The sequence below is a fragment of the Rhodoferax sp. genome (genome assembly GCF_010365055.1).
Classification (GTDB): Bacteria; Pseudomonadota; Gammaproteobacteria; order Burkholderiales; family Burkholderiaceae_C; genus Rhodoferax.
This window is the reverse complement of the sequence record NZ_JAAFHA010000023.1, coordinates 18,607-44,590: the sequence shown is the minus strand read 5'-3', so window position 1 is coordinate 44,590 and position 25,984 is coordinate 18,607. Positions and strand designations below refer to the sequence as shown.

Sequence of the window (25,984 nt, the reverse complement as noted above, 5' to 3'; positions counted from 1 at the left end):
AGCGGCGGGCTGATGGCCAGCCTGTTCAGCCACAACATCGGGCTGCCACCGGTGATGCGCCATGGCAGCGCGGCCTTGCAGCGTGAAATCATCCCGGATGTGATGCAAGGCAAAAAAATTGCCGCACTCGCCATCACCGAGCCCGGTGGCGGCACCGATGTGTCTGCGCTGCGCACCACGGCGCGGCGTGAGGGCGACGAGTACGTGGTGGACGGTGACAAGACCTTCATCACGTCGGGCATGCGTGCTGACTGGTTCACGGTGGCGGTGCGTACCAACCTGAAAGACAAAGGCCCGGGCGGCATCTCGATGCTGATGGTGCCGGGCGATGCGCTGGGCTTGTCGCGCAGCCCGTTGAAGAAAATGGGCTGGCTCTGCTCCGACACAGCACAGCTGCACTTTGAGGGCGTTCGCGTGCCGGCCCGCTATCTGGTGGGTGACGAGGGCACCGGCTTCAAGATGATTTTGACCAACTTCAATGGCGAGCGCCTGTCGATGGCGGCGATGGCGCTGGGTTTTTCAGAGTGTTGCTATGACGAGGCACTGGCCTGGGCGCGCCAGCGCAAAGCCTTTGGCACCGCGCTGGTGGATCATCAGGTGATTCGCCACAAGCTGATGGACATGAAGATGCGCATTGAATCCACCCGCGCCTGGTTGCATACCGTCTCAAGCCGGGCTGATTCGGGTGACAAAACCGCGAAGGGCACTGAGTGGGTCGCCCAGGTCTGCCTGCTGAAAAACCACGCGACGCAGACGATGCAGTTCTGCGCCGACCAGGGCGTGCAGATTCTGGGCGGCATGGGCTTCATGCGCGGTGTTGCTTGCGAGCGCATCTATCGCGAGGTCAAGGTCATGATGATTGGCGGCGGCACCGAGGAAATCATGAAAGAGTTGGCCTCGCGTCAGCTCGGTCTGTGAGAATCAGCCCATGATCCAACGCATTGCCCTTGAGAAAGAAGTCGAGTTCGAAGAAGAATTTGTCACTGGACTGAAAAAAGTCTTTGAAGAGATGATCATCTTCAACCAGGTGCTGGGCCTGAAGATCACCTCCCTCAAGTCAAACCAGGTGCGCGCGCGCATCGACATGAAGCGCGAGCTCATTGGGCATTTCAGCTTCAACCGAATCCATGGCGGCGTCATCAGCGCCGGCCTTGACGCCATGGGCGGCCTGGCCGTGATGGCCGCCATTGGGGCGCGCCACATGGATGAACCCCCCATGCAGCGACTCCACCGCTTTGCCAAGCTCGGCACTATCGACTTGCGTATTGATTACCTGCGCCCCGGCATTGGCGAGTACTTTGAGTTGCGCGCCGAAGTGATGCGGCTGGGCTCACGCGTGGCGTCGACCCGGATGGAGTTTTTGGGTGCTGACGGCAAGCTGCTGTCGACCGGTTCGGGCGCTTACATCGTGTCGTAACGCCCAATAGTCAGGCTAATGATTTAGAAATAAGCCGCTAGCCCCCGTGAAATATGAGTGAGCAGCTATTCTAAATATAGCATGTAGCGCGTTTGCCAGTGGGCTCAACAAGGCATCAATGCATCGCTTGACATCATTTGCGGCGGCAGTGCCGTCACCAGTCCACGGTACAGATGGCTCGGCGGAACCGGTTTGTGTAACAACGTTATGCCGCTGGCCAGTGCTTCGCGCAGTCGATCAGGCGCGGTGTCGCCGGTAATCAGCAGGGCTGGCAAAGCGTCTCCCAATAAGGCACGCAGCGCTTGGATCGCCTCGACGCCGGTGCGCTGCTCGCGTAATCGGTAGTCGCTGATGACCACCTCGGGTGCATGAATGCGCGCCAGAGCCAATGCCTCTTCAATGCTCGCTGCAACCTCGCAGACGCAGCCCCAATCCTGAAGCAGGTGCATCATCCCAGCACGCACGCTTTCTTCGTCATCGATCAAGAGCACGCGCACATTCAGCCTCGCGTGGTTGCTTTGCTCCGGCAAGGCCGGCTCAAGCGGCACAGTGGCTGTCGTAATGGGTACAACCAGCCTAAATACGCTGCCCTGCTGCATCTTGGAATTCAATGACAACGGGTGCCCCAGTGTGCGGGCCAAGCCATCCACAATGGCCAGGCCCAAACCCAGACCTTTGCGTCGATCACGTTCTGGATTGCCCAACTGGTGAAACTCGCGAAAGACCTCACGTTGCTGCGCTGGCTCAATGCCTATACCCGTGTCCCAGACTTCCAGCACCGCTTCACCTGCCCGCTGTCGGCAGGTCACCAGCAAGCCACCGTGTACGGTGTAGCGGATCGCGTTGGAAATCAAATTGCGCAGAATCATCTCAATCAGGGCCGGGTCAGATCGCAGCACCAGTGCGCTCTCGCGCGAGCGGTAGTCCAGGCCCTTGGCATCAGCCTGCTGGACAAACTCGCGCTCAATCTTGTTGAGCAGCGTTTGTACCCCGAACGCCCGCACTTGCGGTTCAACCACGCCGGCCTCAATGCGTGAAAAATCAAGCAGCGTGTTGAGCATCTCGGCCGATGCCTCGCTGGCTGCACTGGCGCTGGCCAGTAGCTCGCGTTGCTGGGGACTTAGCTCCGAGCGCGACAGCACCTCCAGGAACAGGCCCTGGGCATGAATGGGTTGACGTAAATCGTGACTGGCGGCAGCAAGAAATTTGGACTTGGCGGCATTGGCCTGTTCAGCCTCGCGCTGTGCGGCCTTGGAAAGCGCCGACTCTTGGCGCAACTTCTCCAATAGCTCCTGGTTCTCAAAGCGTAAGTCAATGGCCGAGCGGACCAATCGGGCCAGGTTGGCGGCCTGCCCGAGCATGACCAGGGCATACAAAATAATCACCCCGCCCAGGCTCCATTGAGCCGGATCACTCATGAACCACAGCTTGCTGACGACCACAACCATTTGGGAAAGCAGAAAGGCCAGGTACAAGCGCAGTATCGGCCCCTGGGTGGAAACGGCCCCTGCCGCCATACCCGCCATCAAGGCAAACACCAGAACACCGCCAGCCAGCGTCACGGTGTCGAAGGTGATCCACACCAGAGACCCCCACAAGGAGCCGCCCACAAGATTAATCACAGTCAGCGTACGCACTACCTGTGGCGCCTGTGCTTGAGTCAATCCCGATGCAAGCTGGCGCTGAGCGTAGCGAAACCAGTTCAGATTCGACAAGATGATGGCGCCAGCCCAGAGGCGCAGATACATCGCATTGGACTCGGTGGACAAGGTCCAGACAATGCACAGGGAAACCACAAAAACGGGAAGCACGGTGGTGCGCACATTGCTCAACATCAGATGCAGCTGCTGCACCAGAACGCGCCCGTCGGCCAGGCGTAGCGGATAATTTTTCATGTCAGTCGATCAGACCTTGCTGACGCGCCGCAAACACCGCTTCAGCGCGGCTCACCACGCCAAGAAACTGAAGTATGTCTTGCACATGGCGACGCACGGTGTTGTCAGAAAGTGTCAGTTTTCGTGCAATCAGCTTGTTCGAGAGCCCTTGATGCAGCAGATCAAGGACCTCGCATTGGCGCGCGGTCAAGCATTTTTGCGTCATGTTCTCGATCGAGGCGCCCAGTTTCGGGAAGTTCCCTTTCAACACCGCGTGGATCGTTGCCACGATCTTGTCACCCGTCTCAGCCTTCGATACAAAACCGATAGCACCGCGCGCTAACGCCAAACGCACGGTCTCGGGCTCATCTTGCGACGACAACATCAACACTGGCACCAGTGGCCACTTGCGCTTGAGCAGGGCCAAGCCTTCGAGCCCACTCAAGCCTGTCAGTCTGATGTCGAGCAGCACCAGATCCAAATCATCGGGCGCGCTACTTGTCGCTTCATCCAATGAACCCGCTTCAAGAATCAGAGCCCCGGGTATCGCGCTGCTGATGACCAGACTCAGCCCGGTGCGAAACATGGCGTGATCGTCAATGAGCAAGAGGCGGGGCGCAGTCATGGCGGCCATTAAACCACCCAATCAATCCGCGGCGTCTGGTCCAGATGGACCATTTCAAAGAGGCGTCATGTTTCGTACAGTGGGTCTTTAAGAATTGACCTCAATCAATTCGTACGGATAGACACATGGCCCGGGCACGGAAGATCACGGCACAGAGAGCCAGCCGAGGCTGTGACTCAGATGTGAGTCGCCACATGACCCGGCGCAGGCCAAACACCACTTCAGCACCACTCGGATAAGCGAAATTTCACATGTTGCCGACTCAAAAATTCAGTGATTCCCTGGCCTTTTCTTCCCAAAGTCAGTCCGAATGCATGCCATATAAACATCCATTTTTTGGCGCTTTCTTACGTTGTCCTGTCAACGCTGTGTTGCGCTTGGTATGGGTCCTGCCGTTCTGCTTGACACCACTGCTGGTTTCCGGCCAGCAAGCGCCACTCGTCACACCACGCGACCTGCGGCCGCAAACGCCAGCCAAACCGCCTGTTGGCCTGCCGCAACCGGCGCCCGCCGAAGTGCCGTCAAATGCACAGGAGCTGTTTGTGCGGATTGGCGATGTCTCCGTCAAGGATGGATTTGCCGAGTTCGCAGCCGACACCGAAGTGCTGTTGGCACAGGTTCGAACGCAACGCATGTCAGTGGCTGAGCTCTACCAGCTGGCTGAATCGATCGAAATGCTTTACCGCGAAGCAGGCTATGCGTTGGTCCGTGTTTTGCTGCCGCCGCAATCGCTCAAGGACGGTGACACGCTGCAATTGATCGTGCTCGACGGATTCGTTGAACGCATCGATGCCAGCGCCGTGGATGAACGCTCCCGCCGCCGTGTATTGACCGTCATGCAGCGCTTGGTCGGCCAGCGCCATCTGAGCGGCGATGCGCTGGAACGCGCCCTGACGATTGCAGGGCGCTCACCTGGTCTGGAAATGCGCAGCACCATGGCGGCGGGCGCCGAGCCTGGCGGCGTCGTGTTGACGCTGGACGGCAAGTTCACACGCGCCAGTGGATCGATTTCGGCAGACAACCAACTCTCGAACGCATTGGGACCTTGGCAAACTACATTGCAGCTCACCCTGAATGAGCCTATCGGCGTTGGCATGCAAGTCTATGCCAATGTATCGGGCGGGCAGGACTTGAGTGCCGCGTTGAACGGTGACGCGCCGAGACGCGTTACCGGTGGCGGTTTCATCATCCCGCTGGGGAACAATGGCCTCGCAATCAACCCCGAATACACGGCTTCGGTCAGCCAGCCTGTACCGCCGCCAGGCGTTCCCCAAACCCTCAGCAAATTCGAACGCACCACCCTGCGCCTTATTTACCCGCTGATTCTCAATCGCCAGGAAGAACTGACGATTACCGCAACGCTGGACGCCACCAGTCAAATCGACACCCTGCCCGAGTTTGAGCTGACAGCCGCCGATGGCTCGAGCCTGGGTGCGTTTGTGCTCGACAAGGACCAACTGCGCGTAGCGCGTGTGGGGGCGGCTTGGAGCAAGTCATTCGATCTGTCAAGACGTGTCAATGTCGGTGCCACTCTTTCCAGTGGGATATCGGGCATTGGCACCCGCACGAAGGCAGATGTAGCCACCAGTGGTATCGCGATGTCTCGCCCGGATGCAGATCCGACCTTTATCAAATTTGAAGGCAATGTGGCCTATGAGCAGCCGCTCACCCTGGGCGTGCAGTCCAAGTCATCACTGCGTGTGCAAAAGGCCCTCAAGGGCGTGCTGCCAGGCAGTGAGTTGTTCAGCCTCGACGGCGAGGACGCGCTGTCAACGTTTGTCTCGGGTTCAATTTCTGACGATGGCGGCTGGATGCTGCGCCAGGAGTTCTCGCGGCCCGTCACTTGGCAAGTGAGTTCAGCCAATGCGAATCTTGCGCCCTATGTCTTTGGCGCGGCAGGCGAGACCACAAGCCAGCTTGCCACAGGAACCGGCCGCGGACTTGGCATAGCGTTCGGCTTTGGCCTGCGCATGCAATTGAAAAACGTCAACTTCTCGATGGAGTATGGCCGCCACGAGTCCGATCCCTCCGTTTTCAACGACAACCAATTCTTTGTCAAAGGGCAGGTGCAATTTTGAATCACCACTACCGCATTGTCTGGAGCCGGGTGTCCAACGCCTGGGTTGCCGTTTCCGAGCTTTCCAAAGGACATGGCAAATCTGCCTCGGCGCGCAAACGCGTAATCGGTGCGCTAGCGTCGCTGGGTCTTTCGGCCTTACCCATGGCCTCTTCGGCCCTTGACTTGCCCGCTGGCGCACAAGTGACGGCAGGCTCGGCCAAGGTGCAAACACCCGCGAAAGGTGCTTTGCTGGTGAATCAGAGCACGCAGCGGGCAGTCATTAATTGGAGCAACTTCAGCATCGCCCAAGGCAACCGGGTGACTTTTGCCCAGCCCAATGCAAGCGCCGCAACCCTGAATATCGTGACCGGCAATAGCGCCTCCACGATCGCCGGCACGCTCACAGGCAATGGTACGGTCTATCTGATCAATCAGAATGGCATTGCCATTACACCGACAGGTCTGGTGGACACGCGCACTGGCTTCATTGCCTCGACATTACGCATGGATGAGAACGCATTCATGGGTGGCAAGTATCTTTTCAGTGGCAAAGGTGGTTCCGTCCTTAATCGTGGCCAGATCATTACGGGCCCCGGTGGCACGGTGGGGCTGCTGGGTGGCACGGTCGCCAACGAAGGGCTGATCAGTGCCCTGCTGGGCAAAGTGGCTCTTGGCTCGGGCGAGGCGGCTACGCTGGATCTCAGTGGCGATGGCTTTCTGCAGCTGATGCTGCCGACCAGCGCGGCTGGCGCCGATGGTCAAGCCCTGGTGACGAACAGCGGTGTCATTGAAGCCAATGGCGGCATCGTCATGCTCAAGGCCTCCACCGTGCGGCAGGCTTTGCGCGAGGCGGTGAACATGCCCGGCGCAATCAGTGCCCGCCGCGTGTCCGGCAAGAACGGCGCCATTGTGCTGGAAGGGGGGCCGGGCGGTACCGTGCGCGTCACGGGCGCTTTGACCGCTGATGGCGACACCTTGGGGGGACGCATTGACGTGACGGGCGCCCATGTCGTCCTTGAAGGCGCATCACTTAGCGCTACCGGCACCGAGCGTGGCGGTCTGGTCCGCTTGGGCGGGGCGTTTCAAGGCGGACGCGAGCAGCCAGGCGACGCCGCGAACGCAGCGCTTTTTGCAGGACGCTTTGGGAATACGACCGCCATCACCAACGCCACAACGACCCTTGTAGACGCCGCCAGCAACATCAATGTTTCTGCCACCGGCGTGGCGGGAACGGGCGGCACCGCCATCGTCTGGAGCGACAGCACCACCGCGATGCAAGGGGCCATCTCGGCGCGTGGCGCGTTAGCAGGCGGCGCCATAGAGGTATCTGCCAAGTCCACGGTGCAATCGGTTGCGCTCAAGCACATTGACTTGGGCAAGGGTGGTCACTTGTTGATCGATCCGCAAGACATCGTGATCGACCGTGATTCTCTCGTCCCCTCCGACGCGGCTGGCAACTACAGCTACTCCACGCCAGGTGCAATCACCCATCTGTTGGAGTCCGATCTCACCGCCTTGCTCAGCACGGGGGTCACCGTCAGCCTGCAGGCCAGCCAGGACATCAGCTGGCTCGATAACTTCAGCTTCGTGACGCGAACGCCCACCACGCCTGGTGGCGACCTGAATCTGTCGGCTGGGCGCTCGGTCATGCTCAGCGGCACCTTCAACACGGCTGATGGCAACTGGAACATCGTGGCCAACGACACGGCGGCGCATGGCGTGGTGGATGCCGAGCGGGGTGCCGGTGCTGCTGAAATCAACGTACGTGACGCCAACTTTATCAACAGCAACGGCAAGCTGTCGCTGACCCTGGCCGACGGCGCGGGCAATACAAACCGCGAGGTTGATCGTATTTCGCTCGGCAAGTTCAACGGCAACGGCCTGACGGCGGCGATCTCGCCAACGGCAACACCTGCCTATGGCACTACGCAGATACTGCTGACGGGCGACATTAATGTCTACGAAACCCTCAGCCTGACTGGCAATCTGCAGGTCGCGTCGATGAATCCCGTGCTGTCGCTGAGTGGGCAACGCGTGACCTGGACCGATGAGAAGACCGGCAGCACCATCCGCGGTGAACAGAGTATTAAATTTATTGAAAACGGCGTGACAACGCGCTTTGGACAATTGTTTGGTAGCGATGCTGTGCGACTGGGACTTGGCGACAGCCCCCTCAGTACTCTGACGCGGACTTATGGTGACAGCGACCCAGTCATTGCCGACATATTGGCACTGACACCACAACTGCACGTTGCGGCGCATTCTGCGACCACCGTGGCACCCGATGCCTTGGGGGTGATTTTGAGCACCAACTCGCTTGCTGTCGCTGGACCAGGGGTACTTGCTTCGGCGGGTAGCAATAACCTCACCTTGTCAGCGACCAATAGTCTGGCTTTCGCGAGTGGACTCACCAGTGGCTATTTCATTGACCTGGCGCCGGCCACCCTGGCACTGACTATCACTCCGCGTACCGTGACACCGACCGTGTCAGCAGGCGCCTACATCTACGGTTCACCTGCCGCAGTTACCAGCCTTACCGGTGTAGTGAATGGCGATGTCATCAACCCGGTAGCGATGCTCAACGGCACGGTTGGTGTCAACATGGCCAATAACGGCGTGGGTTTTGGTTTTGCTGAAACCGTTGCTGCAGGACTATCTAACTTCAGCTTGACGGGTCTCTTTGGTACCAAGGCCAGTAACTACTCCCTGGACCTGAGTGGTGTGACAGGCAGCACACTGGCCATTACGCCGAAGGCGCTTAGCTATGTCGCCGGCAGTGGCGGTCAAACCTACGGCTCGCTCGGCATCATGCCTTCAGCCAGCCTGAGCGGCATTGTTGCGGGTGACGATGTGGTACCCGTGGTTGCACTTAACGCTGCCGGTCAAGCGGTCAGCTTGACAGACAGGCTGCCAGCGGGTACCTATGCGTCCGACGTGGCCGGTCTCACCGGAAGTAAGGCGGGCAATTATGCGGTTGCGGCAACCGGCAATACTTCGGGCCAGTATGTGGTTGACCCCAAGTCGGTTGCGGTCACCTACAACGCTTCTCCGGTCATGAGCACCTACGGTACGCAGACCACGCTGGAGGCCCCCACGCTCACCGGAATTCTCATGGGAGATACGGTCACAGGAACTTTTGGCGCGTCTTTGTCTGGCGCGCCGGTCACGCTCACCCCGACGACACCTGCAGGCAATTATTCGGCGGTGGTGACCGGCCTGGGCGGCGCGAGCAGCAGCAACTATGTGCTGGCGGGTGGCAACAACTATGGGTCACTGTCAATCGCCAAAAAGACACTGACCTATAGCGGCAGCAACTCCTCGCAGGTGTACGGGCAGTTAAGCTTGCCTTCGCCCACGCTGAATGGCATTGTTGGCACTGACAGTGTTGGCGCGGTCCAACGAATTACCTACCCACTCTCTTTCAATCTGGCGGGTGAAAGCGGTGCCTTTCCAGTGGGCAACTACGGTGTCGATTTGGTTGCACTGACGGGTGCCAGTACCGCGAATTACACCTTGGCCGCGTCTGGTAACACGCCAAGCCAGGTTGCCATCACACCCAAGCCTGTCACATTTTCACTGGCTTCAGCAAGCAGCACGTATGGCACGAATGCTGTTCTACCCACTGCCAACCTGTCTGGCATTGTCAGCGGCGATGTGGTTGCCGCGGGGCCGGTCGTCGCCATTGGCAACGGCGCTGCGGCACTCAACGCAAGCACGGCGGCCGGCTATTACACCTTGGGCATCCATGGATTGACGGGTAATGGTGTTGCCAACAATTACATGTTGGCCAGCAGTGGCAATACGACTGGCGCACTCACGATTGCACCCAAGACCTTGACCTGGGCAGTCGCCAGCAACACAGGAACCTATGGCAATGCACTGACCAATGCAACAACGCTCAGCGGCCTGGTGCCCGGTGACAGTGTCGCCAGCAGCATCAGCGCATTCGACGGAAACGGCGCTGCCCTTGCACGACCCACAGTGGGCACTTACGGCGTTGGTGTCACGTCGCTAACCGGGCCACTGGCGAACAACTATGCGCTTGCAACCATGGGCAACACGATGGGGGCGGTCAACATCGGGCCGCGCCCACTCACCTACACCGTCGCGCCGACCCATTCCGTCTACGGAACGCTGGCACAAGACGGTGCTGTCGTGCTCAGCAATGTGCTGCCGGGTGACAGCGTGGGCACTGCAACCGTAGGCTACCAAGTGGCCTCAGCCCCTGTTGTGCTGACAGAGCGCAGCCAGGTTGGCAGCTATACCGCACAGGTCACGGCACTGACTGGCGGCAACCCCAACTACGTGGTGGCCAGCACCGGCAATACCAATGGTGTGCTGACGATCGCGCCCAAACCCATTACGTTCAACACAGTCAATGCCGGTTCGACTTACGGCAGCGCCGCCGTGCTCGAAGCGGGTACTTTAAGCGGCGTGTTGGCTGGCGATACAGTGCTGCCGGGCGCGACCACACTCGCTACCGGCTTGCTGCCGATTGAGCGGCAAGCCGCAGGCAGCTATGCGTTGATTACACCCAGCCTGTCGGGTGCACAAGCGGGTAACTACACCATCGCGGCAACTGGCTCAACCAGCGGGACGCTGGACATTGCACCCAAGCCGCTGACGTACGAGCTGAAAATCCACTGGTGGGATCAACTCCTCGCGGATACCGTGACTTACGGCGAGGTTCACCGTATCGCCGATTTTTATACAGGCTTCGAAACACCTGGCACTCAACTATGCAGGGCGGCGGGCTGCGTTGTCACTTCAGGTGTTGTCAGCACCTTGTCTGGCGTTTTGGCTGGCGACGATGTCAGCCTTCAGGTGAACTCGCCGACGCTGCCGGTCTCAACATCGGGCGCATATACGGTCGGGACTTATCGCTGGACTGGCGGTGCGCTGTCGTCGCCGAACTATGTTCTGGCCGCAACCGGCAATACCGACAAGACACTGACCATCTTGCCCAGGCCTTTGCAGGTCTCGCCCGTTGGTAACAGCCAAGCTATTTACAGCCACAATGAGGTTGAGTACGGATCAACAGCCGGTGCAGTACCGGCTGTCAACTTGAATCTGGGCGACACGTTTGACATCTTCTTCAGTTTTCCCCTAAGAAATGTAGACCAGGTAACCGCGACAGCCGAATATGTCACGCCTCAAGGCAATGTCGCGCGGCTGGCAGAGCGACAAGCTGCGGGGGAATACCGGGTTGTCATGAAAGGCGGGCTCACTGGCGTGGATGCTGGTAACTACGTTATTCCAGGAAAAACTGAGACGACACTTATAGTAAGCCCCAAGAGAGTCACAGCCCAGTTTTCTGATGCGTCTAGCACCTATGGCGAGCAGGCCGGGATGCCCATCCCCGTGCTGTCAGGCGTATTACCCGGCGACTCGTTGGGCACCAAGATATCAATTGATGGCAATGCAAACTTCGTTTTGGATCCCCGGACACCAGCGGATCGCTACTACGTTGGATTAGCCGGAAATACAGGGGCGGATGCAGGAAATTACTGGATCGTTGGGGCGCAGAGTCAGTTCACCAGATACAACTATCCGAATTACCCTAATATTTTTGGATCGTTGAAAATCAAGCCCAAGCCGCTGACAGTGGTTGCCGATACTGAAATCTTCTCCATTACCTACGGTGATTACATAACAAAGGATATGGCCCTCACGGGCGTATTGGCTGGTGACAATGTTCAAGTCACGCCTAAAGCGCAATCGTGGGTATACGGTAGCGATGCGCCTCGGCTGGACATTAACGGTGCACGGTTAGAAGCTGGCTCCTACGACATCTGGGCCGACCTGTCGGGGTCCTCGTCGCGCAACTATATATTAGTGCCCAAGACGTTCGGCCGCATTGATGTGGCCAAGTTTAACTTGACCGGTTTAGCTGACAGGAAGGTTACGTACGGCGATAAGGTTTACTGGGACTCTCTGGAGGTGCAGGGCGTCGGCGGGGACCGACTGGGTTACACGACCAGTTTTAGCCGCATCTATGGTGTGCCCACCTTGGTTAATGGATATCTCAACGCCGGCATGTATCAGTTAGACCTCAGCGCCAGATATGGGCCCACTCACAACTACGATATGCCGAGCACGCAATTGGTGACAGTCCTTCCACGTGAATTGACCTGGCAACCGGCAGCGGCATCGACGATTACTTACGGTGCCACCACGCCCATTAATGTGGGAACGCTGTCGGGCATGTTCCCGTGGGACGATGTGAATATCAAGACCGCAACGATCGGATCGCTGACGGACCGGGCCTTGACCCCCGACAAAACCTTCTGGGCCGATCAAAAGACTTACTCATTCACCGATCAGCCGGACAATAAAAGACTGAATGCTGGCGCGTACACAATGCCGGTGACAACCGGTGGTCTTGCAGGCGCGCAGAGTAGCAACTACGTGCTGCCGCCCATGAAGACCCCACTCGTTCTGAACGTTCTGCCCAAGGTCATCACCTATTCTGTGAGGGATAGAAATGCGCAATATGGCAACTATGCCGTGTGTTCCGGGCTATGTTTTGATCTTTGGGAACCTGATCCTCTCAACTACCGCTTGGTCACGCTGAACGGGGTGCTCGACGATAATAAATTCGTCGGTTCGACGTGGAACGTTGAGCCGGGCGTGAAGGGCACGATAGGCGTGATTGATGCCAATGGCGTGAGTAGCGCCATGACTGCCACAACGCCGCTCGGCAAGTATCGTATGGAGGTGTCAGGATTGACCGGCGCCTACGCAAAGAACTACCAGATAGATCAAGCACGAAGTCAGACCGGTGAGCTGGAGGTTGTTCCGATGTGGCTCACCTATACGACAAGCAGTGCCATCTACCTGCCAGGGCCGGGGTTCATTGGCAAGCCGGGCATCCCCACGTTGCGGGGGCCGAAAGGCACGCCGATCAATGGAGACGATGTACAGCCCATCGTTGACGTCAGTGACCCAAACGGTAACGACGTGTTCAACCTGTCCGACCTGACTGAGGGGCGCTACAGCTTCAGTGTCACAAAACTGTCTGGCAAAGATGCGGCCAATTACCGTATCTCCTCTTACCAATACGCTGGCGGTCCCTACGGGAAAAATGACGTTGGAACCCTTGACGTTTTTGCTGATACCCGGTTTGGCATGCGCGATACCGCCACGATGTCCGTGCCCACCGTGCCGCACTACGACCCGCCCGTGCCACCCCCTCGCGCCACAAGGCCGTCGCTACCGTCAGTCGAAGTCGGTACCAGGACGGGAACGCAGACCGGTACAAGTACGACGCTTGGCGCCGCCACACTGAGTGAAGAATCCAAAGCGTCTGCCGGCGCGTCGGCGGGCGCCAGTGCGACGGGAGCCAGCGCACAGGCTGATGCCAATGCCGAGACGAAGTTGACTGCAGACTTCGGTGCTGGCTCTGTCTCGGTCGGCGGCAAGGCAGGCGCAAGTGCCGATGTGTCGGTGGGCAAGGATGGCGCGAAAGTTAGCGCCGAAACCTCGGCGAGTGCCAATGTGGAGGGCGGCGGTGGCGGATCGGCTGGCCCCGTGGGCGATGTTGAAGGCAAAGGCACACTCGAAGTAAACGCAGGCGCCAAAGGCGAAGGTGCCGCCACTGTTAAAGATGGGAAAATTTCGACCGGTGGGGATCTTTCTGCTGGCGTTGGCGCGTCTGCGACCGGTCAATTTGGGGTGTCCGGCAGCGTTGGAAGTGCGGACGCAACAGCCACATTGGTATCGCCTGGCTCAGTGGGCGGTTCGGGCGGTGCCAGTGCGGGGTATTCTGATGGTGCACTTTCGGTGTCCATGAACCTGGGTGCCAAACTTGGCATCGGTGGGTTTAACCTGAAACTGGATTTCAAGGTCGACCTCGGCGATATCGTTGGTGACCTTGAAGATGCATTTAAACCGCTCACCGATCTTTTTGGTGGGTCAAGTAAGCCAGACCCGGTTGGCGACGCATTTAGAACGGCCGAAAGTCTGAAGGGCGACCCGCTGCGTCGACTGGCGTTTATGCAACAGAACTCTGATTGGAAAAAGTATGACAAGAATGCAATTTGGGGGATGGAATGGGACCTTCAAAATTTCGAAGCGTTGTTGCAGGGGTACCCAAATTTAATCGCTTACCAACAAAACGCACAGGCAACGATGCTTCAACTGCTCAAGACCGACCCGGCTGCGGCTATCAGATACGCTCACGCCAATGATTTCAATCGACAAGTTCGCGATATGGAGGGCGGTATCCTGCAAACAGCAGAGTCGCTCGGCCTCAAATTTGTCGTCAACGGTAACTCCACGACCCTTGCAAACCGATGAAGCAACCTATCCTTAACTTTTTGTTAGCCAGTACCTTGCTAACGGGCTCTTGTCAGGTTTTCGCCCAAGAGAAATTGGTTGCCCTGTCGATGACAGGGCAACCGCAAACCTATTCGCTGCACGCCGGCGCTTACACGGTTAGGGGCTACGGCAATGCCCATTTTGGAATGAGTGTTGACGAGGTCAAAGGGCTCATCACCCAGGACTACCCGCACACGCTGGGCAGTTTAAAAGACGAGATTGATCCGGTTCAAAAGACCCGCGTGCTCACCATGGTAGCGCCCGAGCTTGCGCCAGGCCCTGGCCCGGCAACCATCAGCTATGTGTTTGGTGCGGCGAGCAAAAAACTCATTGCTGTCAATGTGTACTGGTTGGTTACGGGCATGGCGACACAGGCGCAACAGACGCAACTGACACAGGCTGCCCAACTGCTGGCCGCCGACCTGGTCGGGTACCGCTGGCCGATTTTCAGCGTCGCCCGCGGTCATGTGCTGGCCCCGGGCGTGCTGCTGGTATTTTTTGGCAAAGACGCAGCGGGCGGTGGCATTGAGATCCGCCTGAATGGTGTGTCCTACACGCTGGAAGCGCGGCAGCCTGGCCTGGCATCTGTTGCCACGCCCGAGACTGTTGTAAGCCCCCGTGGGTCTGCGCAGCTAAGGTTTTCGATGGTGGCGAACGTTGACAAGCCCGACATGGAGGTCTTGTCGCACTGATGTTTAGGCCGTTCGTGCGACTTCTGTAGCCCGCTGAGCCGGCAACGCTCAGTGGATAAAACACAAGAGTAGGTGCAAGAAAAAGGCCACCCGAGGGTGGCCTTGTCTAATTGGGGAAGTTTCTATTTCTTGGCGGGCGCGGCATCCGTCATGTAGGGCCCCACCACCTTCCACTTGCCGTCCTGGATCTGCGACAGGCGTGAGGCGTCGCTGCCCAGGCGCTTGGTGGGTGAGAAGGTGGCCGGCGCGCTGCCAAAGATATCAGTGGGGATTGTCAGCGTGTCCATCACCTTGATGAAACTGTCGGTGGTCAGGTTCTTGCCCGCTTTGGTGGCTGCATTGGCGAACGTGTTGATGATGATGTAGCCATAGACCGAGAACACGGCCGGGTCTTCATTGAATTTGGTCTTGTACTTGTTGGCCCAGAACCGGATCGGTTGTGACGCCTCATCGGTGTAGGGGTTTTGCACGGTCATCATGGCATACAGCCCGTCCATCGCTTTGCCGCCGAGTTTGTGGATCAGGTCGGTGTAGGCGGCACTGGAACCCAAAAAGGTCGGGTTGAAGCCGGTTTTGCGGGATTCGCCGATGGTGCCGATGGTCTCGCGAATGATGGTACCCAGCACCACCATCTCGCAGCCGGCCGCTTTCATCTTCGCCACTTGGGAGGAAAAATCGGTCGCCCCCCGCTTGAACGATGTCTTCTCGGCGTATTCCATGCCGATGGTTTTCAGGCCGGCTTCGCCGCCGCGCATCACTTCCAGGCCGAAGTCATCATCCTGGTAAATGGTGCAGACTTTTTTGGCTCCCTTGTCTTTCACCATTTGCGGCACAGCGCGACGCATCTGGTCAAAGTAGGTGGCGGCAAACGAGTACTTGAGTTTGTGGAAGGGCTCGTACATTTCGCGTGCGGCGGTGATCGGGAAGAAGTTGATGACGTTTTTCTCGAACTGGACCGGCATCGCGGCCATGTTCTGCGCAGTGCCAATGTGACCCATCATCATGAAAATCTTGTTCTGGTTGACCAGTTTCTGCGCTGCCAGCACGGCCTTCTTGGGGTCATAGCCATCATCTTCGACCAGCAGCTTGAGCTTGCGGCCATTCACGCCGCCCTGTTCGTTGATTTCATCGACTGCCAGCAGCATGCCCAGGCGCGCCTGCTTGCCAAAGCCGGCGAGCGGGCCCGACAAGTCGAGAATCGTGCCGAGCGTGATCTCGGTCGGGCTGACGCCCTGCTGGGCCGTAGCCAGGGTGCTGGCCAGGGCCAGTGTCGCCAGTACGCCCGTTGCTTTGAATTTCATGGGTTGTCTCCGTTTGGTTAAAGAAAAAATGGGCAAGAATACGAACTGAACCTGTTGCATTCTTGACGCCGCCCGATAAATGTCAAGTTGTCGTAAACCCGCAATGCCCATGTTGGCGCTCAACGGTACATGGCGTCAATCTGGGCCGCGTATTTCTGCTCCACCAGCTTGCGCTTGAGCTTCATGGTGGGGGTCAGCTCTTCGTCTTCTGCCGTCAACTGGTTTTCCAGCAGGAAGAATTTCTTGATCTGTTCAACGCGGGCAAACTTCAGGTTGACCCGGTCGATATCAGCCTGAATCAGCGCCTGTACCTCAGGTGAGCGGGTCAGCGACGCGTAGTTGCTGAAGGGCACGTCCTGGTCCTGGGCAAATTTCTCCACGTTTTCCTGGTCGATCATGATGATGGCTGTCAGGTAAGGCCGCTTGTCGCCGATCACCACCGCATCGGTGATGTAGGGCGAGAACTTCAGGTCGTTCTCCAGTTCGCTCGGCGTCACATTCTTGCCACCGGCCGTGATGATGATGTCCTTCATGCGGTCGGTGATGCGGAAGTACCCGTCGGCGTCCATCACGCCTACATCGCCTGTGTGCAGCCAGCCATCCTTGTCGATGGTCTCCGCCGTCTTTTCCGGCAGGTTCAGGTAGCCGGCAAACACGTTTTTTCCGCGCACCAGGATTTCACCGGTGGCCGGGTCGAGTCGCACCTCGTTGAAGGCTGCAGCCGGCCCGATCGAGCCCGGGCGCATGCGCTCTGCCGGCACGCCAGTGGAGGCGCCGCAGGTCTCCGTCATGCCCCAAACTTCGAGCATGGGCACGCCCAGGGCCAGGTACCAGCGCACCAAGTCCGGCGAGATCGGCGCCGCCCCGGTGACCAGAAAGCGGGCACGGTGAATGCCGATGAGCTTGCGCACGTTGTTCAAGGCCAGCCACTGGGCCACCTGGAATTTGAACTTGAGCCAGCTGCTCACGGCTTGCCCCGCCAGCACCCGATTGGCAATCTCGGTGCCGACACCGATGCCCCAGGCGTAGGCGGCCTGCTGCACCTTACCTGCCTCTTTGAGGGAGATCATGACACCCGAGTAGAACTTCTCCCACACGCGTGGCACACCGGTAAACACCGTGGGCGCGATTTCGCGCACGTTTTCGGGGATGGTTTCCGGGTTTTCCACAAAGTTGAGCTTGGTGCCGGTGTACAGGCCAAAGTACTCGCCGCCCATGCGCTCGGCGATGTGGCACAGCGGCAGAAAGCACATGCGCTCGTCTTGCTCGGTCTGTGCGATCAGGGTGTTGAAGCCGCGCACGGTGTAGACCAGCCCGGCGTGCAGGTGCATGGCGCCCTTGGGTTTGCCGGTGGTGCCGGAGGTGTAAACCAGAATGGCCAGGTCTTCGGGTCGGCAGGCGTCAACGCGCTGCTGTAGTTCATTCGGGTGCTGCGTCAGATACGTGCGTCCCAGCGCGCGCAGTGCATCCAGACTGAGGATGTTGGCATCTTCCAGGCCGTGCAGCCCCTCCATGTCAAACACCACAATTTTGCGCAGACCGGGCAACTGGTCGCGCACCTCCAGTGCTTTGTCCAGCTGCTCGTCGTCCTCCACAAACAGGAATGTGGTGCGCGAGTCCTCGCACAGGTACTGCACCTGCGACGTCGCATCGGTCGGGTAGATGCCGTTGGAGACGCCGCCGCAAGACAGCACCGCGAGGTCGGCCCAGACCCACTCGACCACGGTGTTGGACAGGATTGAGGCGCACTCACCCTTAGCAAAACCCAGGCTAATCAGGCCCCCTGCGATCTCGCTCACGGCCGTCGCCGTCTGGTCCCAGGTCTGTGCGCGCCACAGGCCCAAGTGCTTCTGGCGCAGCCAGACATTGGGGCCGCGCTGCTTCACTGCATGCCAGAACATCGCCGGAATGGTCTCGCCCGGCATCACGATCTCGCGGTTGGGCTGTATGTCGCTTAAATCCCAGAGTTGAGTCACGTCATCGCCCCCACGCTTGTCACTGCGTTGACGGCGCTGCCCCCCGAGGGGGCCTTCACTTGCTTGAGGCGGCTCTGCGTCGCGTTCATACTTACCTCCATGTTTTCTTCTTTTTCCAGCGCCGCTCACCGCGCACGCCGTCTTCCTTGAGCCCGAGGTAGAACTCCTTGATGTCGTCCTTCTCGCGCAGGCGCGCGCAGGTGTCTTCCATCACGATGCGGCCGTTTTCAAGCACATAGCCATAGTCGGACGCGTTGAGCGCCATGTTGGCGTTCTGCTCGACCAGCAAAATGGTCGTGCCGCGTTCACGGTTGATGCGAACCACAATCTCAAAAATCTCTTTGGTGAGCTTGGGCGAGAGGCCCAGACTGGGTTCGTCCAGCAAGATCAGGTCGGGGTTGGCCATCAGGGCGCGCGAGATCGACAGCATCTGCTGCTGCCCGCCTGACAACAAGCCGGCATTCTGGTTGGCACGCTCACGCAAAATCGGGAAGTAGCCGTAAACGCCCTCCATGTCCTTGGCCACGGCATCGCTGTCTTTGCGCGTGTAGGCGCCCATCAGCAGGTTGTCGTGCACGCTCAGCAACGGGAACACCTCGCGCCCCTCGGGCACATGACTCAGGCCTTGCTGCACGATGTAGGCTGGGTCTTGCGCCGTGATGTTGGTGCCCTTGAACTCAATCGAGCCCTTGCGCGGATCGATGATGCCCGAGATGGTCTTCAAGATGGTGGTTTTGCCGGCCCCGTTGGAGCCGAGCACAGTGGCTATTTCGCCGCGCCGCACCTGCAAGCTGACGCCGCGAATCGCCTTGATCGGGCCGTACGCGCTCTCGACGTTGAGCAACTTGAGAACGGGTTGATCGCTGATGGGGGGAGGCGTGTTGCTCATGCCGTTTGCCTCCGCAGAGAAGACACGTCATCTACCGAGCCAAGGTAGGCTTCGATCACGCCAGGATCGTTTTGCACTTCACGCGGCGTGCCCATGGCGAGCACCTCGCCCTGATTCATCGCCAGCACGCGGTCGGAAACCTTGGAGACCAGTGTCATGTCGTGTTCCACCATCAGCACCGTGATGCCGAGATCGTTTTTAATATCGGCAATCCAGAAGGCCATGTCGTCGGTCTCCTCCACATTCAGGCCGCTTGAGGGTTCATCGAGCAGCAGCAGCTTGGGCTCAGTGCACAAGGCCCGCGCCACTTCAACCACCTTGCGCACGCCGTAAGGCAGTCCCGCCACCATGGAGTCACGGTGATGCTGCAGATCAAGAAATTCGATGATCTCTTCGGCTTTTTCGCGCGCCTTGAGCTCGGCCTCGCGTGCTGTCCGGGTGAAAAACAGGTCTTGCCAGAGTCCGGTTTTGCGCTGTGTATGGCGACCGATCAGCAGGTTATGCAGCACGGTGGCGTGCTCGAATAGCTCGATGTTCTGAAAAGTGCGCGCAATGCCCAACCCAGCCACATTTTGTGGTGGCTGATCGGTCAGCCGGATGATCCCCTGCGGTCCGAGGTAATCGATCTCGCCAGCGGTTGGCGTGTAGATGCGGCTGATCAAATTGAACACGGTGGTCTTGCCCGCGCCGTTGGGGCCAATCAGGGTGAAGACCTCACCTTGTTTGACATCAAAACTGACGTTGTTGACCGCCAGCACGCCGCCGAAGCGCACGCTCAATTGCCTGGCCGACAAAAGGGCTTGAGACGCAGGTTGGGCAGGGGATGGGTTCATGGCAATACTCATTTCAGCCGATCCGATTTTTGGAAGGATTTTTGCCGCTTGAACATGCCTTTACGGTAAAAAGGGAACATCTGCAAATAGGTGCGAATCTTGAGCCAGCGCCCATACAGCCCCATTGGCTCGAACAGCACAAAGACCACCAGTACCACGCCATAGACCAGGCCCTGCAGGCCGGGCGCCTGACCGATGGCGGGCGGCAAATAGTCCTTCACCATGGAAATGGCCTGCGGCATGGTGATCAGGAAGATGGCGCCCAGAAAGGCGCCATGCACCGAGCCGACGCCACCGATCACGATCATCAGCAACAGGTCGATCGACTGCAGGATGTTGAACTGGTCGGGTGAGATGAACTGCAGCTGGTGCGCATACAGGGCGCCGGCTATTCCCGCCAGCGCGGCGGACAGGGAAAAGGACAGTGTCTTGTAATAGGCCAGGTGAATGCCCATGCTCTGGGCCGAAATCTCGGAGTCGCGGATGGCGACAAAGGCGCGCCCGGTGGGTGAACGCAGCAGGTTCAAGATGCCCAGCGTGGCCAGCACCGTGAGACCCAAGCACAGAAAATAAAACTCCTCGCCCGTGTTCAAGGTCCAGCCGAACATGTCCGGCTTCTTGATGTGGATGCCCGCATTGCCGCCGGTGACCGACTCCCAGCGCGCCAGCACTTCTTCCACGATGAAGCCGAAGGACAGCGTGGCGATGCCCAGGTAGATGCCCTTGACCCGCAGCGCCGGCAAGCCCACGACCAGGCCCACGGCCGCGGACAGACCGGCAGCGCAGGCGAGCGCCAATGGAAACGGCAGGCCCATGTTGGTCAGCACCGCCTGGGTGTAGGCGCCCACGCCCAGAAAGGCGGCGTGACCGAGCGAGAACAGGCCGGTGAACCCGGCCAGCAGCATCAGGCCCAGGCCCGCAATCGCATAAATCAGCACAAAGGTCAGTTGCGCCAGCCAGTACTCCTGCACCAGCCAGGGTGCCAGCAGCAGCGTCAGCAGGAGAGCCCCGTACCAAAAGAGGTGGCCGCCGTGCTTGGCCAGGTTGACGTCCTGGCCGTAATCGGTCTTGAAGATGAATCTCATACTTTCTTGCTCAATTTCTCGCCGAACAAGCCGTTGGGTTTGACCACCAGCATGATGAGCACCACGATGTAGGCGGCGGTGTCCTTGAAGCCGTCGGGCAGGTAGAAGCCCGAGAGCGACTCCACAATGCCGATGATCAAGCCGCCCACGATGGCGCCCGGCAGGCTGCCGAAGCCGCCGACCACGGCGGCCGGAAAGGCCTTCAGGCCGATGAAGCCCATGTTGGCATGCACAAAGGTAATGGGGGCCAGCAGCAGGCCGGCAATGGCGGCCACTGCTGCGGCCAAGCCCCAGGCAATGCCGTTGAGCCTTTTGACCGGAATGCCCATGTAGTAGGCGGCCAGCTGGTTCTGCGACGCAGCCTGCATGGCGATGCCGAGCTTGCTGTAACGAAACAGAGCGTAAAGCAGCGTGCACAGCACGCCGGTGGCGCCAATCACCACCATCTGCTCGACGTTGAGCACCAGACCCGCCAGCTGCCAGATCTCGTCCTTGTAGGGCACCGGCAGCATGTGCGTCTCGGTCCCGATATTGGGAATCATGGTGATCAGCCCGCGCGCCACATAGCCAATGCCGATGGTCAGCATGACGATGGAAAACGCCGGTTGCCCCAGGATCGGGCGGATCACCAGGCGCTCCAGCACCACGCCGAACAGCGCCATGGCGGCGATGGCGCACAGCACCGAGAGCCAGTACGGAAAGCCGAGCATCGTCATGCCCGCCAAGCCACCGAACGCGCCCAGCATCATCAGCTCGCCCTGGGCGAAGCTCACGGTCTCGGTGGCTTTGTAGATGAGCACGAAGCCCAATGCGATCAGTCCGTAAATGCACCCTTGTGCGATGCCGCTGATCACCAGTTGTAGAAGCTGCACTTTGTCTCCTGTTGACGAAGCCTTGTTTATACCGGCGATGCGGGCGAAGACCGACAGGGTTTTTACCGACGCCCTGTCGGGCTGGCGACAGCTGAGCACAATTAATCGCAAAAACCCGTCATCATGTCGCGATGAATAAACCCGTTGACATCTCCCACCACGGCGCCATTACCGTCGTGACGCTGAATCGTCCCGATGTACGCAATGCCGTGGACGCGAGCACGGCCCGTGAGCTGCATGCGGCCTTTCTGGCGTTTGAGGCCGATGAGAATGCGCGGGTGGCCGTGTTTCATGGTGCTCATGGCCACTTCTGCGCAGGATGGGATTTGCAGGCCGGTGCCCGCCTGGCGCAGCAGGCCGATGCAGATCAGCAGAGCCCGCTGGCAGGGCTGGCGTTCTTGCCGGACGACTGTGTGCCCCCCGGTCCACTGGGCCCAATGGGGCCATCGCGCCTGCTGTTATCCAAGCCGGTGATTGCCGCCGTCAGCGGTGCCGCCGTGGCCGGTGGCATGGAGCTGGCGCTGTGGTGCGACATGCGGGTGATGGAGGAGGACGCTTACTTTGGCGTGTTCTGCCGTCGCTTCGGTGTGCCGTTAATCGATGGCGGCACCGTGCGGCTGCCCCGGCTGATCGGCATGGGACACGCCCTGGACCTGATTCTGACCGGGCGCAAGGTGGAGGCGGCCGAGGCACTGCAAATGGGCTTGTGCAACCGTGTTGTGCCTGCGGGCCAGGCGCTGGAAGCGGCGCTGGTGCTGGCGCAGCAACTGGCCAGCTTTCCACAAAAGACCATGCTGGCCGACCGCATGAGCGCCTACACCCAGTGGGACTTGCCGCTACCGCACGCCCTGCACCAGGAGTGGGAGCGTGGCAAGCAATGTATTGATGATGGTCTACAGGGAGCGGTGCGCTTTGCTGCCGGCGGTGGCCGGCACGGAGAGTTTTAGGCCAAATTGACCTCTAGCCCGCGTGGAATAAGCGCAAGCAGCTATATAAATCGTAGTAAACGTACGGCTGTCTGTTGGGCGCTGGCTTCTGCAAAAACTGCCTGTCCGCCACTCGCCCAAACGGGTGCAATCGCGTTGCGTGACAAACAGGCGGTGCCAGGGAACTCAGCCACCGCTTCTGCAGTCTTACCCGGCACTGCCCGCTGTGTCGGGTGCCATTGAATCCGGGAGACCCCATGAACGCTCGGCCTGATCAACTCATTGCGTCCTGCGGGTTCGGCGCTATTGGCCGCGCGCAGTTCCTGCGCTTTGCCGCCGGTGCCGCCACGCTGGCGATGACCGGCGTTAGCGGCCCGCTACGCGCCCAGGTCGCGGCACCCTTGGCGCCGGAGTCACGTACCAAATTGTCGACGACACCCATGCTCAGCCGGCGAATTCCGGCCAGCGGCGAAGCGCTTCCCGTCATCGGCCTGGGCACCTGGCAAGGCTTCGACGCAGCTCCCGGTTCTGACGAATACTGCCGTTTGCCCGCCGTGTTGCAGGCCTTGTTTGACGCCGGTGGCTCGGTGATCGACAGCTCGCCGATGTACGGTCGCGCCGAGGCGGTCACCGGCGAATTGCTGGCCGCCGCGGGCAGCCGCGCCAAAGCGTTCGTCGCAACCAAGGTCTGGATACGCGGCCGCGCCGAGGGCCTGCGCCAGATGAATGAATCGCTGCGCCTCCTGCAGACCGAGCGAATCGACCTGATGCAAATCCACAACCTGGTCGACTGGCGCACCCAGCTCGCCACGCTGCGCGACTGGAAGGCGGCCGGCCGGATTCGCTACCTCGGCATCACGCACTACACCGCCGCTGCCTACGGCGAGCTCGAAGCTGTGATTCGCGCCGAGCGTTTTGACTTCGTGCAGCTGAACTACTCGCTCGATGAGCGCGACGCCGAGCGGCGCATATTGCCCCTGGCCGCCGAGCGCGGCATGGCGGTGCTGATCAACCGGCCTTTTGGCGGCGGTGGGCTGCTGCGGCGCCTGCGCGACCGGCCGCTGCCACCTTGGGCGGGCGCGCTCGGCGCGACCAGCTGGGCGCAGCTGTTGCTCAAGTTTGTGCTCAGCCAGCCGGCCGTAACCTGCGCGATTCCCGGCACCAGCCGCCCCGAGCACATGGCCGACAACGCCCGTGCCGGTGCCGGTCACGTTCCCGATGCCGCTTTTTGGCGCCGCCACGCCGAGCTGTTCAGCGTTTGAGTCGTGGACGGCGCATCGATGCCTGCCAACTTGTTCCAACGCGCCGCTCCGGTACGGCCGGGCGAAGCCGTGCCCTTGCTGCTCGCGACCGCCTACGGGTTTTGCATCCTGTTCGCCTACTACCTGTTGCGACCGGTGCGCGATGAGATCGGCGCCGCCGACCGGGGCAACCTGCAATTCTTGTGGACAGCGGTGTTTTTCGTCATGCTGCTGGCCGTGCCGCTGTATTCGGCGGCGGTGTCAAGGTGGCCGCGGGCCGTGTTCATTCCTCTGGCCAACCGTTTTTTTGCCGTCAACTTGATCGGCTTTTATGCCGCGCTCACCTTGCTGCCACAGTCGGCACGGCCATGGATTGACCGGATTTTTTACGTGTGGACCAGCGTCTTTGCGTTGTTCGTGGTCACCGTGTTCTGGGGCTTCATTGTCGATTTGTTCCGCGACGAACAAGGCAAGCGACTGTTCGGCTTTATCGCCGTCGGCTCATCGCTTGGCGCTGTCGTTGGCTCGGCCAGCACCGCCGCACTGGCCTCGCAGCTGCCGGTGTTTCTGCTGCTGCTGTTGGCGGTGCCACCGCTGGAAGGTGCGTGCTGGCTGGCCCGCGCGCTCGACCGCCGCGCCGCGCACGCGCCCGAGACACTGAACCGCGAGCCCGAGCCGCGCATCGGTGGCAGCGCCTGGAGCGGCATTGTGCCGGTCTTGCGCGACCCTGCGCTGCGCAACATTGCGCTGTGGATTCTGCTGATGACTTTCGCCTCGACCATCCTGTATTTCGTGCAGTCACACCTTCTTGGCGAGGCGATCTCTGACCGTGCACTGCGCCGGGCGTTTCTGGCACGCATCGATCTCGCGGTCAATGCGGTCACCATCGTCACGCAGGCATTTTTCACCGCGCACATCCTGGCCCGACTCGGTATCGGCCTGACGCTGGCGCTGCTGCCGGCCGTGGCGGCGCTTGGCTTCCTGGCGCTTGGCGCGGCACCGACGGTCGTCACACTGAGCGCGCTGATGATTGTTCGGGTGCTCTACGACAGCAGCCGCCACGCGCTCGCCAAGCCGGCGCGCGAGGTGCTGTTCACGCGTGTCAGCCGTGAACAACGCTACAAATCCAAGGCCTTTATCGACGCGGCCGTCTACCGCGGCGGCGACCTTGTCAGCGGTTGGCTCTACGCCGGCTTTGCCGCGCTCGGCCTGGCGGCCGGCGCCATTGCGCTGCTGGCCGTGCCGGTGGCCGTGGTGTGGGGCTTGCTCGGTTGGCGCCTGGGGCGGTCGACGGCGCCTGCGCATGACTGAAGCTTGTCATGGGGCACGCCGCCGCAGTCAAGATATAAAACGGGCTCTGGCCCCCGTGGAATATAGGTAGAAAGCTATTTAATATATAGCAATATCAAATTGCCCTTTTAGGCACTTCACGCGGCAGGCCCGCTTCATCAATGGCCACATAGGTGAGGGACGCTTCCGTCACCTTGGTGTACTCGCCCTGTGAGCCATAGCGTTCGGCAAAGACCTCCACCTTCACCGTGATCGAGGTGCGACCGATGCGCGTCAACTTGGCGAAGAACGACAGAATATCGCCCACACGCACCGGGTGCTTGAAGACAAACTCGTTCACCGCCACCGTGGCCATGCGCCCGCCGGCATAGCGCGCCGGCACCACCGAGCCCGCCAGGTCGACGTGGGCCATGACCCAGCCGCCAAAAATGTCGCCATTGGCATTGCAGTCGCCAGGCATCGGGATGACCTTGAGCACCAGTTCTTGGTCGGTGGGCAACTGCACGCTGGGCGCGCGGCTGTTAGGGGTGTTTGGGTTCGGGGCGGTGGACATGGGCACAATCGAGGTAGTTTTTCAGATTGTCC

Annotated in this window: 17 protein-coding genes; 8 read left to right on the top strand and 9 right to left on the bottom strand. The window is 59.9% G+C overall.

What is annotated here, in order from left to right; all coding sequences use genetic code 11:
* Both GZ093_RS07765 and GZ093_RS07760 read left to right on the top strand, forming a co-directional pair.
* On the top strand, nucleotides 1-918 hold a 918-nt coding region (locus GZ093_RS07765; protein WP_296484411.1), incomplete at its 5' end, for an acyl-CoA dehydrogenase family protein.
* A gap of 10 nt (nucleotides 919-928) precedes the next feature.
* Nucleotides 929-1,417 carry a thioesterase family protein gene (locus GZ093_RS07760; protein ID WP_296484410.1) on the top strand — a complete coding sequence of 163 codons (489 nt, stop codon included), beginning with the start codon at nucleotides 929-931 and terminating at the stop codon, nucleotides 1,415-1,417.
* Nucleotides 1,418-1,521: 104 nt separating this feature from the next.
* On the opposite strand, the gene GZ093_RS07755 is transcribed toward GZ093_RS07760, so the two are convergent.
* A complete protein-coding gene (locus GZ093_RS07755) occupies nucleotides 1,522-3,312 on the bottom strand; it encodes a hybrid sensor histidine kinase/response regulator (RefSeq protein WP_296484406.1) in 1,791 nt (596 codons plus the stop codon).
* A gap of 1 nt (nucleotide 3,313) precedes the next feature.
* Entirely contained in the window at nucleotides 3,314-3,916 is a 603-nt protein-coding gene (locus GZ093_RS07750; protein WP_296484403.1) for a response regulator transcription factor, read from the bottom strand.
* Nucleotides 3,917-4,317: 401 nt separating this feature from the next.
* On the opposite strand from GZ093_RS07750, the gene GZ093_RS07745 reads away from it, so the two are divergent.
* The 3 genes from GZ093_RS07745 to GZ093_RS07735 all read left to right on the top strand — a co-directional run bounded on the left by GZ093_RS07745 (nucleotide 4,318) and on the right by GZ093_RS07735 (nucleotide 14,986).
* Complete coding sequence (locus GZ093_RS07745) at nucleotides 4,318-5,994, top strand: ShlB/FhaC/HecB family hemolysin secretion/activation protein (protein WP_296484400.1); 1,677 nt, start codon at nucleotides 4,318-4,320, stop codon at nucleotides 5,992-5,994.
* The gene (locus tag GZ093_RS07740) at nucleotides 5,991-14,273 is read left to right on the top strand and encodes a filamentous hemagglutinin N-terminal domain-containing protein (RefSeq protein WP_296484397.1); all 8,283 of its coding nucleotides are present in this window, start codon (nucleotides 5,991-5,993) and stop codon (nucleotides 14,271-14,273) included. The genes GZ093_RS07745 and GZ093_RS07740 overlap by 4 nt, the downstream gene beginning before the upstream one ends.
* Nucleotides 14,274-14,362: 89 nt before the next feature.
* Complete coding sequence (locus tag GZ093_RS07735) at nucleotides 14,363-14,986, top strand: hypothetical protein (RefSeq protein ID WP_296484394.1); 624 nt, start codon at nucleotides 14,363-14,365, stop codon at nucleotides 14,984-14,986.
* 122 nt (nucleotides 14,987-15,108) lie between these two features.
* Here the strand turns inward: GZ093_RS07735 and GZ093_RS07730 are convergent, their stop codons facing one another.
* From GZ093_RS07730 to GZ093_RS07705, 6 genes are all read right to left on the bottom strand, one after another.
* A complete protein-coding gene (locus GZ093_RS07730; RefSeq protein WP_296484391.1) occupies nucleotides 15,109-16,287 on the bottom strand; it encodes an ABC transporter substrate-binding protein in 1,179 nt (392 codons plus the stop codon).
* A gap of 119 nt (nucleotides 16,288-16,406) precedes the next feature.
* A complete protein-coding gene (locus GZ093_RS07725) occupies nucleotides 16,407-18,263 on the bottom strand; it encodes a long-chain fatty acid--CoA ligase (RefSeq protein ID WP_296484388.1) in 1,857 nt (618 codons plus the stop codon).
* Nucleotides 18,264-18,354: 91 nt separating this feature from the next.
* Nucleotides 18,355-19,152: an ABC transporter ATP-binding protein gene (locus tag GZ093_RS07720; protein ID WP_296484386.1), complete on the bottom strand. Its 798-nt coding sequence runs from the start codon at nucleotides 19,150-19,152 to the stop codon at nucleotides 18,355-18,357.
* Nucleotides 19,149-19,985 (bottom strand): ABC transporter ATP-binding protein, encoded by an 837-nt coding sequence (locus GZ093_RS07715; protein ID WP_296484384.1) that lies wholly within the window; start codon nucleotides 19,983-19,985, stop codon nucleotides 19,149-19,151. Before GZ093_RS07715 ends, GZ093_RS07720 begins: the two co-directional genes overlap by 4 nt.
* Before the next feature lie 8 nt (nucleotides 19,986-19,993).
* A complete protein-coding gene (locus GZ093_RS07710) occupies nucleotides 19,994-21,070 on the bottom strand; it encodes a branched-chain amino acid ABC transporter permease (protein ID WP_296484381.1) in 1,077 nt (358 codons plus the stop codon).
* Complete coding sequence (locus tag GZ093_RS07705) at nucleotides 21,067-21,942, bottom strand: branched-chain amino acid ABC transporter permease (protein ID WP_296484378.1); 876 nt, start codon at nucleotides 21,940-21,942, stop codon at nucleotides 21,067-21,069. The genes GZ093_RS07710 and GZ093_RS07705 overlap by 4 nt, the downstream gene beginning before the upstream one ends.
* Before the next feature lie 131 nt (nucleotides 21,943-22,073).
* On the opposite strand from GZ093_RS07705, the gene GZ093_RS07700 reads away from it, so the two are divergent.
* From GZ093_RS07700 to GZ093_RS07690, 3 genes are all read left to right on the top strand, one after another.
* Entirely contained in the window at nucleotides 22,074-22,889 is an 816-nt protein-coding gene (locus tag GZ093_RS07700) for a crotonase/enoyl-CoA hydratase family protein (protein ID WP_296484375.1), read from the top strand.
* 284 nt (nucleotides 22,890-23,173) lie between these two features.
* Entirely contained in the window at nucleotides 23,174-24,130 is a 957-nt protein-coding gene (locus GZ093_RS07695; RefSeq protein WP_296484416.1) for an aldo/keto reductase, read from the top strand.
* An 18-nt stretch (nucleotides 24,131-24,148) separates the two neighbouring features.
* Nucleotides 24,149-25,420: an MFS transporter gene (locus tag GZ093_RS07690; RefSeq protein WP_296484373.1), complete on the top strand. Its 1,272-nt coding sequence runs from the start codon at nucleotides 24,149-24,151 to the stop codon at nucleotides 25,418-25,420.
* Nucleotides 25,421-25,514: 94 nt separating this feature from the next.
* On the opposite strand, the gene GZ093_RS07685 is transcribed toward GZ093_RS07690, so the two are convergent.
* Entirely contained in the window at nucleotides 25,515-25,952 is a 438-nt protein-coding gene (locus GZ093_RS07685; protein ID WP_296484368.1) for an acyl-CoA thioesterase, read from the bottom strand.
* Between the last annotated feature and the right edge of the window lie 32 nt (nucleotides 25,953-25,984).

What these genes read in the sequence shown, in the direction of transcription:
- GZ093_RS07760 (WP_296484410.1), top strand. Translation starts at nt 929, where the DNA reads ATGATCCAACGCATTGCCCTTGAGAAAGAAGTCGAGTTCGAAGAAGAA.
- GZ093_RS07755 (WP_296484406.1), bottom strand. Translation starts at nt 3,312, where the DNA reads ATGAAAAATTATCCGCTACGCCTGGCCGACGGGCGCGTTCTGGTGCAG.
- GZ093_RS07750 (WP_296484403.1), bottom strand. Translation starts at nt 3,916, where the DNA reads ATGACTGCGCCCCGCCTCTTGCTCATTGACGATCACGCCATGTTTCGC.
- GZ093_RS07735 (WP_296484394.1), top strand. Translation starts at nt 14,363, where the DNA reads ATGACAGGGCAACCGCAAACCTATTCGCTGCACGCCGGCGCTTACACG.
- GZ093_RS07730 (WP_296484391.1), bottom strand. Translation starts at nt 16,287, where the DNA reads ATGAAATTCAAAGCAACGGGCGTACTGGCGACACTGGCCCTGGCCAGC.
- GZ093_RS07720 (WP_296484386.1), bottom strand. Translation starts at nt 19,152, where the DNA reads ATGAGCAACACGCCTCCCCCCATCAGCGATCAACCCGTTCTCAAGTTG.
- GZ093_RS07715 (WP_296484384.1), bottom strand. Translation starts at nt 19,985, where the DNA reads ATGAACCCATCCCCTGCCCAACCTGCGTCTCAAGCCCTTTTGTCGGCC.
- GZ093_RS07710 (WP_296484381.1), bottom strand. Translation starts at nt 21,070, where the DNA reads ATGAGATTCATCTTCAAGACCGATTACGGCCAGGACGTCAACCTGGCC.
- GZ093_RS07700 (WP_296484375.1), top strand. Translation starts at nt 22,074, where the DNA reads ATGAATAAACCCGTTGACATCTCCCACCACGGCGCCATTACCGTCGTG.
- GZ093_RS07690 (WP_296484373.1), top strand. Translation starts at nt 24,149, where the DNA reads ATGCCTGCCAACTTGTTCCAACGCGCCGCTCCGGTACGGCCGGGCGAA.
- GZ093_RS07685 (WP_296484368.1), bottom strand. Translation starts at nt 25,952, where the DNA reads ATGTCCACCGCCCCGAACCCAAACACCCCTAACAGCCGCGCGCCCAGC.